The 14,847-nt window shown below is 69.5% G+C and carries 9 protein-coding genes and 1 pseudogene; all 10 read right to left on the reverse strand.

The window, feature by feature from the left end; all coding sequences use genetic code 11:
- On the reverse strand, window positions 1-4,457 hold a 4,457-nt coding region (locus ACFXJ5_RS17420), incomplete at its 3' end, for an amino acid adenylation domain-containing protein (protein ID WP_384631266.1).
- A 51-nt stretch (window positions 4,458-4,508) separates the two neighbouring features.
- Complete coding sequence (locus tag ACFXJ5_RS17425; RefSeq protein ID WP_384631267.1) at window positions 4,509-4,736, reverse strand: acyl carrier protein; 228 nt, start codon at window positions 4,734-4,736, stop codon at window positions 4,509-4,511.
- Window positions 4,733-6,613 carry an HAD-IIIC family phosphatase gene (locus tag ACFXJ5_RS17430; RefSeq protein WP_384631268.1) on the reverse strand — a complete coding sequence of 627 codons (1,881 nt, stop codon included), beginning with the start codon at window positions 6,611-6,613 and terminating at the stop codon, window positions 4,733-4,735. The genes ACFXJ5_RS17425 and ACFXJ5_RS17430 overlap by 4 nt, the downstream gene beginning before the upstream one ends.
- 2 nt (window positions 6,614-6,615) lie before the next feature.
- Window positions 6,616-8,673 (reverse strand): ABC transporter ATP-binding protein, encoded by a 2,058-nt coding sequence (locus ACFXJ5_RS17435; protein ID WP_384631269.1) that lies wholly within the window; start codon window positions 8,671-8,673, stop codon window positions 6,616-6,618.
- Window positions 8,674-8,750: 77 nt separating this feature from the next.
- Entirely contained in the window at window positions 8,751-8,975 is a 225-nt protein-coding gene (locus ACFXJ5_RS17440; protein WP_384631270.1) for an MbtH family protein, read from the reverse strand.
- A gap of 260 nt (window positions 8,976-9,235) precedes the next feature.
- Window positions 9,236-10,543 (reverse strand): (3,5-dihydroxyphenyl)acetyl-CoA 1,2-dioxygenase DpgC, encoded by a 1,308-nt coding sequence (gene dpgC, locus ACFXJ5_RS17445; protein WP_384631271.1) that lies wholly within the window; start codon window positions 10,541-10,543, stop codon window positions 9,236-9,238.
- On the reverse strand, window positions 10,540-11,226 hold the full coding sequence (gene dpgB, locus ACFXJ5_RS17450) for an enoyl-CoA-hydratase DpgB (RefSeq protein WP_384631272.1): 687 nt from the start codon (window positions 11,224-11,226) through the stop codon (window positions 10,540-10,542). Before dpgB ends, dpgC begins: the two co-directional genes overlap by 4 nt.
- Before the next feature lie 11 nt (window positions 11,227-11,237).
- Window positions 11,238-12,398: a 3,5-dihydroxyphenylacetyl-CoA synthase DpgA gene (gene dpgA, locus ACFXJ5_RS17455; protein ID WP_384631273.1), complete on the reverse strand. Its 1,161-nt coding sequence runs from the start codon at window positions 12,396-12,398 to the stop codon at window positions 11,238-11,240.
- Window positions 12,399-12,508: 110 nt separating this feature from the next.
- Window positions 12,509-14,287, reverse strand: coding sequence for an aminotransferase class I/II-fold pyridoxal phosphate-dependent enzyme (locus ACFXJ5_RS17460; RefSeq protein ID WP_384631546.1), 1,779 nt, complete (start codon window positions 14,285-14,287; stop codon window positions 12,509-12,511).
- Window positions 14,288-14,290: 3 nt separating this feature from the next.
- A pseudogene (locus ACFXJ5_RS17465) lies at window positions 14,291-14,722 on the reverse strand (alpha-hydroxy-acid oxidizing protein); the annotation flags it as partial.
- Window positions 14,723-14,847: the final 125 nt, after the last annotated feature.

Genomic DNA, 14,847 nt, shown 5'->3' on the forward strand with positions numbered 1-14,847 from the left:
ACATCCGGATCCGCCGCCACCTGCCGCAAAACACCAGCCAACCGAGCCGTCAACGCCCGAGCCGCACTCTCATCGAACAAGTCAGCCGCATACAGAAGGTCCCCCACGACCCCCGCGGGGCTACCGTGCTCGTCCCGTTGCTCGGTGAGGGTCACGGACAGGTCGAAGCGAGCGGGCAGCGACTCGGCCTCCTGCGCCCGTACGGTCAGGCCGGGCAACTCCCAAGCGGGAGTCGGCAGGTTCTGCAGGACCAGCATGACCTGGAACAACGGATGCCGGGACAACGAGCGGGCAGGATTGAGGTCCTCGACCAACCGCTCGAACGGCACGTCCTGGTGGGCGTAGGCCGACAGATCGGTCTCCCGGACCCGGGCCAGCAACTCCGCAAACGTCGGGTCACCACTGACATCCGTCCGCAACACCAGAGTGTTCACGAAGAATCCCGCCAGATCCTCCAAAGCACGGTCACCGCGGCCCGCGATCGCCGTGCCGATCGGAATGTCCGTGCCCGCGCCGAGCCGGGCCAACACCATCGCCAACGCCGCCTGGACCACCATGAACAACGTCGCCGAACCCCGGCGAGCGGCGTCCGCCAGCCCCGCGTGCGTGACGGCGTCCACCCGGACCGGAACCGACCCTCCCCGGAACGACGACACCGCAGGCCGGACACGGTCCACCGGAAGCGTCAGCTCCTCCGGCAGCCCCGCCAACGTGTCGCGCCAGTGGGCGAGCTGATCACTGATCAGGCTCTCCGGATCGGCCGGGTCGCCGAGCATGTCGTGCTGCCAGAGCGCATAGTCCGCGTACTGCACCGGCAACGGCGACCACACCGGGACCAAGCCCGCGATACGCGCCTCGTAAGCGACCCGCAGGTCCCGGGCCAACACGCCCGTCGACCAGCCGTCCACCGCGATGTGATGCGCCACCAACACCAGTACGTGCTCGGTCCGGGACAGAACCAGCAGCTCGGCCCGCCACGGCAGCTCACGGGCCAGGTCGAAGCGCCGGCCGGCCGCCTCGGCCATCGCGGCGGGCAGTTCGTCCTCGGAGAGCTCACGGCGGTAAAGCCTGGGACGGCCCTCGTAACCGTCCAGGACGCGCTGCCGCGGCACCCCTCCCGTGGCGGGAAACGTCGTACGCAGTGTCTCGTGCCGGTCCGCGACGTCACCGAGGGCGGCCTCGAGCGCCGCGCCGTCCAGGTCACCGGACATCCGCAGGAAGAGCGGCACGTTGTAGACCGCGCCCGCGCCCGCCCCCTCCAGCTCGTTCAGGAACCACATCCGCTGCTGACCGAACGACAACGGCAACACCTCAGGCCGTTCCCGCACCACCACACCCGCCCGGACGGCGGGGCTGTGCGACCCGTCGACCAGCCGGGCCAGTTCCGCCACCGTCGGTCCCCGGAACAGGTCCCGGATGCTGATCTCGGCGTCGAGCACCGAACGGATCCGGACGATCAGCCGCGTCGCCAGCAGCGAGTCACCGCCCATCGCGAGGAAGGAGTCCTCCGCACCCACCCGCTCGAGGCCGAGCACCTCGCCGAACAGCCCACAGAGCACCTCTTCCACGGGCGTCGCGGGACCACGGCCCACCGAGTCGAACTCCGGGGCGGGCAACGCGGCCCGGTCCAGCTTGCCGTTCACCGTCACCGGCAGCGCTTCCAGTGCCACCACAGCGGCGGGCACCATGTACTCAGGCAGGCTCCGTGCCGCGAACTCGCGCAGCGCTTCGTCGTCCACGTCCTGGTCAGCCGGAACGACGTACGCCACCAGCCGCTTCACCCCCGGCTGGTCCTCACGGGCGACCACCGCGACCTGGGCGACCGTCTCGTGTCCCGCCAGCACCGCCGCGATCTCACCGGGCTCGATCCGGAACCCGCGGATCTTCACCTGGTCGTCGGCGCGCCCCGCGAAGATCAGTTCGCCGTCGGTGGACCATCGCGCCAGATCGCCCGTCCGGTACATCCGGCCCAGGCCGGGGAACGGGCAGGCGACGAAGCGCTCCGATGTCAGCGCGGCCCGGCCCGCGTAGCCGCGGGCCAGCTGATCGCCGGCCAGATACAGCTCACCCGTCACACCGGGAGGCAGCGGACGCAGGAACTCGTCCAGCACATAGGTCTGGGTGTTCCACACCGGACGGCCGATCGGCACCACTCCCGACGGCACGAGGGCACGGCAGTCCCAGAACGTCACGTCGACGGCGGCTTCGGTCGGCCCGTACAGATTGAACAGCTCCGCACCCAACAGCGCCCGGAACTCCCCGACCACCTCGGACGGCAGCGCCTCACCGCTGCAGATCACCCACCGCAGACCGGCGCAGTCACCCGGGCCCACGTCCTGGAGGAAGGCGTTGAGCATCGACGGTACGAAGTGCGTCACCGTCACGCCACGCCGCTCCACCACATCCACCAGATACGCCGGATCACGGTGCCCACCCGGCCGCGCCACCACCAGGCCCGCACCCACGATCAACGGCCAGAACAACTCCCACACCGACACGTCGAACCCCGTCGGCGTCTTCTGCAACACCCGGTCATCCCCCGACAGCGGGAACGTGTCCTGCATCCACAACAACCGGTTCACAATCGCCCCATGCGAGACGACCACACCCTTCGGACGCCCCGTCGACCCCGACGTATAGATCACATACGCCGGATGACCCGACCCCACCGACACATCCAGCGGGGCCCCGGAACACGACGCGACCTCCGCGGCCGTCTCCGGCGCGTCCCACACCGCCCAGCCCGGTGATCCGGCCTGTTCACCAGCGGTCGAGCTCGTGCACACCACCACCGTGGGCGCGGCATCGGCCAAGACATACGCGATCCGATCAACCGGATACTCCGGATCCACCGGAACGTAGGCGGCCCCCGCCTTCAACACACCCCACAGCACCACCAACAGATCAACCGACCGCTCCATCAACACGGCCACCCGACCCTCAACCCCCACCCCCCGACCCATCAGCCAACGCGCCACCCGATTCGACCGCTCATCCAACTCCCCGTACGACAACCACGAGCCCTCGTCATCGACCACCGCCAACCGACCCGGCGACCCCTCCGCCTGGGCCACGAACAACTCCGGCAACGTCGCCTCGAGGATCGGCTCAGCGGTGTCGTTCCACCGCGTCAGGACCGTGTGCCGCCCGGCCTCCGCGAGGAGATCCAACTGTCCGATCCGCGCTGTCGGTTCGGCGGTCACCGCTTGAAGAAAGGCCACGAAGGCGTTCTGATGCGCCACGAAGTCGTCGATCCCCGGCGATGAGACGTCCCCGTCGAAGTCGACTCGGATCCGGCCGTCGGCGGATCCGCCCCGGACGGTGATCATCAGGTCCTCGACGGGCGGGATCGAGACGTCGTGCACCGTGCCCACCGAGCCCGCGAAATCCAGGTCGTGGTCGAAGGTGACGACGTTGACCAGCGGCCCGAACTGCCGCTTGCCGCCGGCCGGCCAGTTGAGTTCCCGGCGCAGGTCCTCGCCGCGGAACCGCTGGTGGCGGGTGATGTGACGCAGCTCGTCCCGCGCCCGTCGCGCGAGGGTCAGGATGTCCTCTCGCGGGTCCACCCGCAGGCGCATCGGCACGATGTTGGCCATCGTGCCGGGGGTACGTCCGGAGAGCGCGGTGACCCGGCCGGTCACCGCGACGCTGAACACGACGTCGGCGCTGCCGGTCATCCGGCTGAAGTACGCCGCCGCGGCGGCGATGACCACGTTGGGCCAACTCACCTCACCCGTCACGGACAGCCCCCGCACACGTTCCGCGCCGGAGGCGTCGAGGTAGGCCGTCTCCCGCCGGAACTCGGCGCCCGCCGCGCCGCCGACGGCGAGGCTCACCGGACTCGGCCGGTCCGCGAAGCGACCGGTCCAGAAGGCGCGGTCCTTCTCCTGGTCGGCGGAACTCCGATACGTCTCCTGTTCGTCCAGGACGTTGCCGATCGACCCGAACCTCGGCTCGGCGCAGGGGGTCCCGCGGACGAGGGATGTGTAGATCTCCGCCACCCGCTGCCCGAAGACCGACCAGCCGTACGCGTCCATGACGACGTGGTTGTAGCGCTGATACCAGAAGTAGCGGTCGTCGGAGATCTTGAACAAGGCGTAGGCGAAGAGCGGGCTGTCCGTCGGATCCGCCGGGACGGCCAGCTCGTCCCGCATCCAAGCGTGCGCCTTGGTCTCGGGATCCGGGGACGCACTCAGGTCCAGGACGGTGAGAGACCACCCGTCCGCAGCGGGGACCTGATGGGGGCCGTCGGGGTCCTCGATGATCCGGACGTTCAGTCCTTCGGTCTCCGCGACGACTTGCCGCAGAGCTGTCTCGAACCGCGGCCCGTCGACCGGCCCGGCGATCTCCACGTACTCACCGGAGTTGTAGACCGGGCTGGGATCGCCGATGCGCTGCGCGAGCCAGATGTCGTACTGAGCCGCGGTCAGGGGCAGGCGACGGTCGTCCTGAGACATTCGAGTCCCTCACTCAGAGTTCGGTGCGTTCAGGTCGGTGCGGCTGCGACGTCAGGCCGTCGCCGCCAGGTCGTAAATGGATTCCAGGCTCGGCGCCTCGAGCAGGTCGATGACGCTGATGCTTCGCCCGGTCCTGTCCTCCAGGACGGTGACGAGTCGCAGCAGATGGATGGAGTCCCAGCCGGGAAGGTCGTGCAGCCGGCGTCCCGCGTCCTCCACGGTCACCGGCAGGCCGAGGTCGTCCCGGATGAGGGCGATGAATTCTTCGAGGTCGGTCATGACTGGTCGCCTTCGGGGGTGTTGTCGAAGCTGATGTGCGGCGGCGTCGGCATGACGTCCGTCAGCGGGTGCCGGAAGGTCAGCACGCCGCCTTCCTCACCGGCCGGGGCGAAGCCGTGCCGGGGATAGAAGTCGGCGACGCGCCGGTTCTTGGCCGTCTCGCGGTAACGGGCGATCACGGAGGTGGCCCCGGTGTCGCGGGCCTGCCGGAGCACCCAGGACAGACAGGCCTCCTCGATGGACCGGGAGAACACCCGGCAGCTGAGCAGGAAGTTGTCGATGCGGAGCAGGTCGCCGTCCCGCCGGGCCAGGACCGCGCCGACCAGTCCGTGATCCCCGAAGCGGTCGCCGGCGTGGACGGCCAGTGTGAGCGCGGCGGGGTCCCTCGTCAGGTCGAGCACATCGCCGGGCTGGAGGCGGTCGGCGGTCAGGTTGAACTGGTTGGTCCGCAGCGTGAGCTGGGAGATCCTGGGCACCTCGGCCTCGGTGGCCGGCCCGATGCGGATGTGGACGCCCAGCTCGCGCAGATAGTCGTCGGTCGAGTCGAAGCTGTCGAGGAAACTCCTGCGCGCCGTCTCGTCCCGGTATCTCGACGCCCGGACCCGGTCCTCGGACGTCAGCTCCCGTACGTCGAACCAGCCGTCCCGTAGCAGGCTCCTGCGGTGCCATGCCGGTTCGCCGTCCACGTCGACGACGGCGACGCCGGGCAGCTCCCGCCGGACGAGCTCGCGTTCGAAGACGCTGTCGTCGAGGAAGACGAAACTGTCGACGGACAGCCCGAGGGTCCCCGCGAGGAGGTTCAGGTTGTCGTGCTTGGGCTGCCAGTTCGCGATGATCTGGACGAAGTCCTCCTCGCGTAGGGCCATGCGCGGGTGTTCGCGCAGCGCCCGGGCCACCAGCTCGGGTTCGTTCTTGCTGACGGCCGCGACGAGGACGCCCTGCGAACCGAGTTGCCGAACGACCCGCTGGAAGGCGAGGAACGCCTCGCCCCGGTAGCCGTCGCCGACTTCGATGCCCTCCACGCCGTCGTCGCCGAGGACGCCGCCCCAGAGGGTGTTGTCGAGGTCGAGCACGAGGCATTTCTTCGACCGTCCGGTCAGCTGCCGGGCCAGGTGGCCGATCTCCGCCGCGTACGCGAAGAGCAGGTCGTCGGTCAGATGGGCCTTGGCGTAGGTACTGAGCCGGTCGTCGGTGACCGGCACGCCCTGCGCGATGATCGGATCGAGGTCCAGCACGACGACCGACGGGTTGTCCTCGGCCAGTCGCAGCAGCCGGGTGTTGGCCTCGCGCCAGACCGCGCCCAGCCGGGCCCGGGACCGGTGGTCCACCAGCTGGGCGGTGTGCCCGCGCAGCAGCGGCATCGTGTTCAGCACCAGGGTGCCCGGGGTCTCGGCGAACCGGGCGGCGAGCCGTTCGATCAGACCGAGCTTGTCGGCGGTGACCCGTGCCACGTCCTCGGGGCGCCAGGGCACCGGCACCTCGTCGAACACGATCATCGGGTCCAGGACGCACAGGACGAGATCCGGGCGTGCCGCGTTCAGTTGGCCGGCCGGGTCGAGGAGGTCGAACACGTAGTTGTCGAAGTCGGCGAGCACCGGGCGTGCCACCAGGCCGTGCCGGGCCAGCTGCGCGGTCAGGGCCGGAGCCAGCGCCCCGAGGGTGCCGTGCCCGGTGACGCCGATCGTGACGAGCGGCGCCTCAGGGTGGGCTTTGGAGATCTCCTCCGGATCGAGCCGGGCGATGAGCCGCCCGGCTCGTACCAGTTCCGCGTCCGAGAGCCGGGCCACCAGCTCGGCCGCCCTCGGGTACTCGGCGACGAGACGGCCCGCGTCGGCGAGGTCGCGAAACTCGGCTGCGGCCGAAGCGTCAGCGGACACGTTCACCTCCTCGGCGGTTCCACGCCCGGCGGGGGCGGAGGGGGACCGCCGCCACCCAGGATCTGCAGCGGGGGTGGGCCGCCGGGGCCGTCGAAGGACCCGCCGGGAGGCGGTGGCGGCATCTCGCCTGCGCCGTTCGGCGGGAAGCCGCCGAAGTGCTGCGGTCCGCCCACGAGCTGCGGGACGGGTTCCTCGCGCCGGCGCGAGGTCGTCGCGAACTGGGTGCGGTAGAGCTCCGCGTAGAGACCGCCCGCGAGCAGCAGATCCTCGTGGACGCCCCGCTCCCGGATCTCGCCGTTCTCGACGACCAGGATCTGGTCGGCCTCACGGATGGTGGACAGCCGGTGGGCGATCACCAGGGACGTCCGGCCCACGAGCGCGGTCTTCAGCGCCTGTTGGACGGCCGCTTCCGACTCCGAGTCGAGGTGCGCGGTGGCCTCGTCGAGGACGACGACCGAGGGGGCCTTGAGGAGCAGCCGGGCCAGGGCGATCCGCTGCTTCTCGCCACCGGACAGCCGGTAGCCGCGGTCGCCGACGATCGTGTCCAGGCCGTCGGGCAGGGACGAGATCAGGTCCCAGATCTGCGCGGACCGGCAGGCATCGGTCAGCTCCTCCTCGTCGGCATCGGGCCTGGCGTACATCAGGTTGGCCCGGAGGGTGTCGTGGAACAGGTGCGCGTCCTGGGTGACCATGCCGACGGTTTCCCGCAGGGATTCCATGGTCAGGTCGCGGACGTCGACGCCGCCGATCCGTACGTTCCCCGAGGTGGGGTCGTACAGCCGGGGCACGAGGTGGGTGATGGTCGTCTTGCCCGCGCCGGACGGTCCGACCAGCGCTGTGAGCTTGCCCGCGGGCACCGTGAAAGTCAGGTTCTTCAGGGTCAGGGCGTTGTCCTTGCGGACCTGCGAGGGGAGCGCGATCGACTCCAGCGAGGCGAGCGAGACATCGGCGGCGGCCGGGTAGCGGAAACTCACCCCTTCGAACTCGACCTCCGGGGCGTCCGAGCCCCGGCCCGGCAGCGCCTCGGCGCCGGCCTTCTCCGCGATCAGCGGCTTGAGGTCGAGCAGTTCGAAGAGCCGGTCGAAGCTGACGAGCGCGGTCATCACGTTGGCCTGCACGCTGGACAGCTGGTTGATCGGCCCGAAGAGCCGGGTGAGCAGCGTGGCCAGGGCCACCAGGGTGCCGATCTCGAAGGCGTTACGGATGACGAGCGTGCCGCCGACCCCGTACACGAGGGCGGTGGCGAGGCTCGCGAGCAGGGTGATCGAGACCAGGAGCATCCGGCCGTAGACGAAGGTCACCACGCCGATGTCGCGGACCCGGGCGGCCCGCCGGCGGAACAGCCCTGTCTCCTGATCCGGCCGGCCGTACAGCTTGGCCAGCAGCGCGCCCGCCACGTTGAACCGCTCATGCATGAGGGTGCCCATCTCGGCGTTCTGCTCCATCGACTCCCGCATCAGCCGCTGCATCCTGCGGCCGATGATCCGGCCGGGCAGGACGAAGAAGGGCAGGACCACCACGGCGATGACGGTGATCACCCAGGAGAGGTAGAGCATCGCGCCGAGCACGAGGACCAGTGCCAGCCCGCCGGACACGACCGAGGACAGCAGGGTGGTGAGGGCCTGTTGAGCCCCGACCACGTCGGTGTTCAACCTGCTGACCAGCGCGCCGGTCTGCGCCCGGGTGAAGAAAGCGAGCGGCTGCCGCTGCACATGCTGGAACACCTCGGTCCGCAGGTCGTAGACCAGCCCCTCACTGATACGTGCCGAGTACAGGCTCTGGGTCAGTGCGGCCACGGTCTCCAGCACCGCGAGACCGGCGACCGCGCAGGCCACACCGACGACGATCCCGGTGTCACGGGGGATGATGCCGTCGTCGATGAGGATCTTGAAGAGCAGCGGAGACGCCACCGTGATCAACGCCTCGACCGTGGTGATGCACATGAGTAATGCCACGGCCCAGCGGTAGGGCCTGAGGTACGGGAGGATCCGCGGCACCGTGCCTGGTTTGATCTTCTGGCGGGTCAGCTCGGAATCCGCGCCGAACCCCTGTATCACCATTGTTGGCCCCGGGCCTCCGATCATGGCTCCGACACCTCCTTATCCGTTGAGTCATCGGACACGACCGCGGCCTTCGGCTATTCGGCGTGCTCGTACTGCTTCATTTCCTCGATGAGGCTTTTCGGACGCATGTCCGTCCAGTTCTCCTCGATGTGGTCGAGGCACGCCTTGCGGGTGTCCTCACCGAACGCGATCTCCCAGCCGGCCGGGACATCCGCGAAGGTCGGCCAGAGGGAATACTGGCCTTCGTCGTTGATGAGCGCGTAAAAGACGCCGTCTTCGTTGTCGAACGGATTCGCCATGTTCGCCCCTCCCGTGGATCACGGCCTATTCGATAAATGCGCGCACATTCGCGCCATGACGCTTCGAGCGATAGTAGTCGCGGCAATCTCGCCGGGACAACCGAAGGACAGCCGTCCAACCGTCGGATTCCGGCACTTGGACGCTTGGACAAAAAAGGGCCCGCCGGATATGGCGGGCCCCTTTTGATGCTGACGGTCAGTCGTCGGCCGGAAGAAATACGGGATCTTGTTTATCGGTGAACGCGCCGTTCCGCTCTGCTTTACGCGGGCCGCACCCCGAATCGGCCGACCTTGTCGATCACGTCCTCGCCGTAGAGCCGGAGGGCCTGCTGGAGCGCGAACTCCGCCATGTACCCGCGGAACGCCTCCGGTGGCTCCTCGGCGAGGTTCAGCATCCGCCGGTTGGCGAGCACCGCGTCGCCCTCGAAGCGGGCCAGGCTCAGCTCGATGGCCGCGTCGAGTTCGTGCGGCTCCACGACCTCGTCGACCAGGAGCTTGGCGGCGGGCTCCGCCGCCCGGATCCTGCGGCCTTCGAGAATGACCTGACGGGACAGGCGCGGCCCGGCGAACCGGCTGAGCCGGAAGTTCGCGACGCCCGGAATGATCCCCTCCTTCGCCGCGGGGAGGCTCAGGTAGGCGTCGGACGAGGCGAGCACGTGGTCGAACACGAGCAGCAGCTGGGCTCCGCCGCCGATGGCGAAGCCGTCCACGGCGGCGACCCACGGTTTCTCGATGTGGGGTGAGTGCCACTGGCCGGGGTGATCGGCGAGCACGCCCCGGACCAGCTTGTGGATGTAGCCGAGTTCGCGTCGCAGCAGGAAGTCGACCAGCGAGATGTCGCCCGAGCTGAGGTTCTTCAGGTTGATGCCGGCGCTGAACACCCGCTTGCCCTTGTAGCGGGGGTGACTCATCTCCCCACCGCGGAGCAGCCCCACCCGGACCGCCGGGTCGAGCAGGGCGAGGTCGACGGCGGTCTCCATGTCGTCGACCTGCCGGTTGTCCTCGGCGTTCAGGCAGTCGTCCCGGCACAGGGTCAGCCGTGCCACCCCGTCCCGCCGTTCCACCCGCACGGCCTCCATCTCCACCACACCGGTACGGATGAAGTCCGGGAGCAGCCGAAGGGCCCGGGGGGTCGGCCGGAGCATGGCGTCGAGCAGATGCGGGCCGGCCCGTGGCGAGCGCAGAACCGCTCGCAGGAAGATCCCCTGATCGATCTCGTGCCCCTCCTTGGCCGCCTGCGGCAGAGCCCGCTCGACGGCGAGTTGCTCTTGGGTGGGGACCAGCCCGGGAAAGGCGTCCGCAGCGGCTTCGACCAGTTCCGCGAGCCGGAGGTACCTGCCGCGGTCCTCGGTCAGCCGGTCGTACACGGCGTCGGCGTGAGCGTCCAGGAAACGTACGCGCAGCGCGCGGGCGGCGTCCTTGGCGGCGGCGATCTGGGCCCGCTGCTCGGGTGAGCGCGAGCCGGGTTCCGGCAGCGACGCCACCAACTGCTCTACGCGTGCCGCGGCTTCGGGCAGGCTCGGCCAGAGGCCCGGTGGATCCTGTTGCGGAGACAGGACCGTTGTCACCGGGACTCCCCGCCGGCGCCCTGTCTGAGCGCGCGGTCGCAGGCCGCCAGGTGCGGTCCGAGGGCGTCCTCGAAGCTCGTCGTCGCGGCGTCGAACAGGAGCTGGCGCCTGATCGCCACCTCCTTGCCCGACAGGCCGCCGACCAGCTCCGCCGCAGCCGCAAGCGCGCCCGCCGGATCGTCGGCCAGCTCGTCGACGATCCCCAGTGCCAGCGCCTCGGGCGCGTCGATCGGGAGGCCGAACAGCACGGCCCGGCGGATCCTGGTGGCACCGGCCTGCTGAACGAGCCGGTAGCCGGCCATCCCCGGCCAGGTGGCTGTGCCGTCACGCGGTACCAGCAGCCGCGTGTCCGGGGCCGCCACGCGGACATCCGTGGCGAGGAACGCGTCCAGGGCCGGGCCGCCGCAGTCGCCGGAGGCCACCGCGACCGTGGCCATGGGGAGCCGTTCCAGCCTGCGCAGCGTGCGCTCCCACTTGGTGACGAGCATGACGTCCAGGCCACTGGTCCAGGCCCCTTCGGGGGCTCCGGTGACGTGCACGGTCACGATGCCCGGGCCGCCATCCTCGGCGTGGTCCTCGGCCTGGTCCTCGGCCTGGTCGCAGATGCTTGCGAGCGCCTTGACGGAGGCGGCCGTCAGCGGCTCGGCGCCGTCGATGGTCAGCGTGAGCGCGTCGCTCGCCACACTTCCCGGCCTCACCATCGGACCAGCGCTGTCTCGATCGTGGAGCCCGGTCCCATGGTCATGAGCACTCCGTATTCGCCAGGTCGGGTGACGCACTCATCGAGGAGCCTTTCGTAGGAGAACAGGAACGAGCCGCTGGACACGTTGCCGTGGTCGCGCAGCACGCCGACGGTGTGCCGCACGTCGTGACGGGTCAGTCCGAGGTTGACGACGACGGCGTCGATCACCTTCTTGCCGCCGGAGTGCACCAGCCAGTGGCTGATGTCGCTCCTGCGCAGGCCGGTGCCCGACAGCAGGCGGTCGACGACGATCTCGGCGTGTGCGCCCACCACGTACGGGATCTGCGGGTCGAGGAAGAAGCTGAACCTGCCCTGCGTCCGGTCCCAGTCGTACCGCATGGCGTCGACCGCGTCAGGAATGATGCAACTGGCGAACTTGAGCACGCTGGGGCCCTCGGGAACCGCCGGTGCATCCTCGCCCGGGCCCTGGCCGGCGACGAGTGCGACGGCCGCCGCACCATCGCCGAACAGGCTGTTCACGACCGCCGTCCGCATCGACGAGTCCATCGCGTACGCGGCGGAGCAGGCCTCCGCACACAGCACCACGGCGAGTTCGCCCGGATGGGCGGCGGACCAGCCCGACACCACGCCCAGGGCGTTGAGTCCCGCGTTGCAGCCCATACCGACGATGTCGGACCGGCTGCAGTGGCGGTCGATGCCGAGTTCACGGATGAGCAGTGCGCTGAGGCCGGGTGTCAGGAAGCCGGTGGACGTCACGCAGCACAGGTGGCGCAGGTCCGAGAGTTCCGCGCCCGCCCGCTTCAGGCAGGCGCGGAGGGCCTCGGCGCCCATCTCGATCGCCAGCGTCTTGTGCTTGTCGAGCAGGTCGCCCTGCGACTCCGGAGCCCGGACTCCCGCACTGTCCTGGGGAGGCAGCGTCAGATTGCGGCGCTCGATCGCGCTGTTGAGGAAGACGGAACGGACCTTCGGGTCGGTGATCCGGAAGGCGTCGAGCACTTCCTCCTGGGAGAAGGAGGTGGACGTCACAGCCGTGCCCACTCCGACGATTCGCGGGCGGGCGAGTGCCGCGATGCCGCGCCCTTCCGCCGCCGGCACCCCGGCCTCCAGGATGTCCGCGTCCAGAACCTCCGGACGGTCGATATTGATGGTCATCGGAAAGTCCACCCCCACATTCGCGGCTTGCTACGCAGTTCTCGCGTGGCATTGGTGCTGGTCACTCTCGTCGCCTTTCTCGCTTGACTCCGATGGAGCATGAAAGCCTGTTACGACCACGCGCTCTCCGCCTCGATGAAGCGCGCGAGCCGCGCGGTACCCTCCTCGATTTCCGCAGGTGTCAGATAACTGGTCGAGAGCCGGATACCGTGGTGGCCGCCGCCCTGCGGATAGAAATAGTTCATCGGAGTCCAGATGACGCCGAAGTCCTGTGCGGACCGGGTCAGTGCGGCGTTGTCCACCCGGAACGGAACCTGCATGGTCAGGAAGAAGCCGCCGGTGGGCTTGTTCCACCGCACGCCCAGGGCGGTCCGGCGGTCGGCCGGAAGGCATTCGTCCAGATGGCGAAGGGTGTTCTGCATCGCGTTGCCGTAATAGGCCGCCGCACCTGCGTTCAGCTCCGAGATCCTTCCGCCCGCGGCCAGGAGCGTGCCGGCCACGGCGGCCTGGCTCAGCGACGAGGTGTTCACCGTCACCATGCTCTTGATCTTGGCCAGTTCGTCCGCGAGCAGGCTGGTCCGGCCCGACTCGTCCACGACCAGCTGGTCCGCGATGGCGAAGCCCACCCGGGCACCCGGGAAGACCGTCTTGGAGAAGGAACCGAGGTGGACGACCACGCGCGCCCGGTCCAGCGACTTCAGGGTCGGCAGTGGTGAGCCGGGGCTGACCAGCCGATAGGGGCTGTCCTCGAGGATGAGGATGTCGTGGCGTGCGGCGAGTTCCAGGAGGTCGGCGCGGGCCTGTTGCCCCATCGTGGTCCCGGACGGATTGGAGTGGTCGGGCACAACGTAGAAGGCGCGGGGACGGCGCCCGCGTGCCCTCTCGTCCCGGATCGCCGCCTCCAGATCGGCACAGGAGAACCCGTCCTCCCGCTCCTCGACCGGAGTCACCGCGACGTCCAGCAGCCGGGCCGCGCCGGTGATCCCCACGTAGCAGGGGCTGGAGACCAGGAGCACGTCGTCGGGGCCGGTCATCAGCGCGCGCAGCACCAGCAGCATGGCTTCCTGGGCGCCGACGGTCACCACGATGGACTCGGCCGGGACATCGGTGTTCTCGTCGGCGCGGAGCGAGTCGGCGATGATCTCTCGGATCTGACCCGCCGTGGGCCCGTACTGGTACATGGAGGTGCGGATCTGCTGCGGCGAACTGCCCTGCTCGGCAAGGTGGTCCAGGTAGCGGCGGACATGGGTGAAGATCTGCTCGTTGTCGAAGAACCCGTCGTACGGCCGGCCGGGCGCGAAGGAGATCGCGTCGGGGTAGCGGAGCGTGATCTCGTTGAGGAAGTTCATCGTGTCCAGGACCGGATCGGAGACGCTGGCGTGCAGGTCGGTCTTCCGCAGGGCGGCCGGCGCGGCCTCGTTCGGCGGCGTCGGCCGCGCCGGCCGGTGTCCGGTCCGGATGAGTTCGGGGCCGGCGTCCACGACCGAGCCGGTGCCGGTGAACTCCATGGCCTGCTTCAGATCCCGGACCAGGTCGTCCAGAGCCGCTGTCGCCCCCGCGCGCCCACCCTGCAGCAGTCCCTCCAGCACCGGCCGCCCGATGAGCACCGCGTCGGCTCCCCGGGCGAGCGACGCCAGGACGTCGGCGCCCGTGCGGATGCCGCCGCCCAGCAGGACCGGGCAGCGGCCTGCCACGGCCGCCGCGACCTCCGGCAGCGCGTCGAGGGCCCCGACCACCATCCCGTCGGCGCCCGCCTCGATCGCCCGCAACGCCTCGGGAGCCGTACGAACTCCTTCGACCAGCAGCGGAAGTGAGGCAGCCGAGCGCAGCCACTCGACGGCCGACCAGTCGACGGAGGCGTCCTGGCGGGGCTCCGGTGCGAGGACCAGCGCCCCGAACCCGGCGTCCTCCGCCCGCCCGACGAGCCGCTGTGTCATCGCCCGGTCCCGGAAGGAGTAAGTCCGAAGCCACAGCGGGACGTCGGCGCCGGAGAGGTCCGTGAAGGTCCGTCCGGCGTATGCGCTGACGACGGCCGGAAGACCGGCCGCACCGGCCGCCCGGACCACCTCGGGCTCGCCGTCGGGCCTGGCGAGACCCGCGAGAGGGCCCACGGCCAGCGGCGCCGTCCAGGTGGCGCCGAGGATCTTGGTGGTGGTCTCGGGCAGTCCGGAGTTCCCGGAGCTCCCCTGCCTCAATCCGATACGGTCAAAGGCCTCCCGGTTCACGGCCGACGCTTGTTCCTCGGCCGCCAGGAAATCCGACAGCGTGCAGTCCAGGCCCTCGAACGCCAGCCGCGCATAGTCATCGACGCTCTGTCCGGCCATGGATTACCCCCGTGCGGAATCAGTCGGTGAAATCGTTTATCGGGCGCTCAGGATCACACGCTTCCCAGCGTTCCGACAATGCCGTCCAACCGACTGAAGTACTCACTTGGACGCGTTTTCAGGAA

Source organism: Streptomyces sp. NPDC059373 (assembly GCF_042751495.1).
In the GTDB taxonomy this organism is placed as follows: Bacteria; Actinomycetota; Actinomycetes; order Streptomycetales; family Streptomycetaceae; genus Actinacidiphila.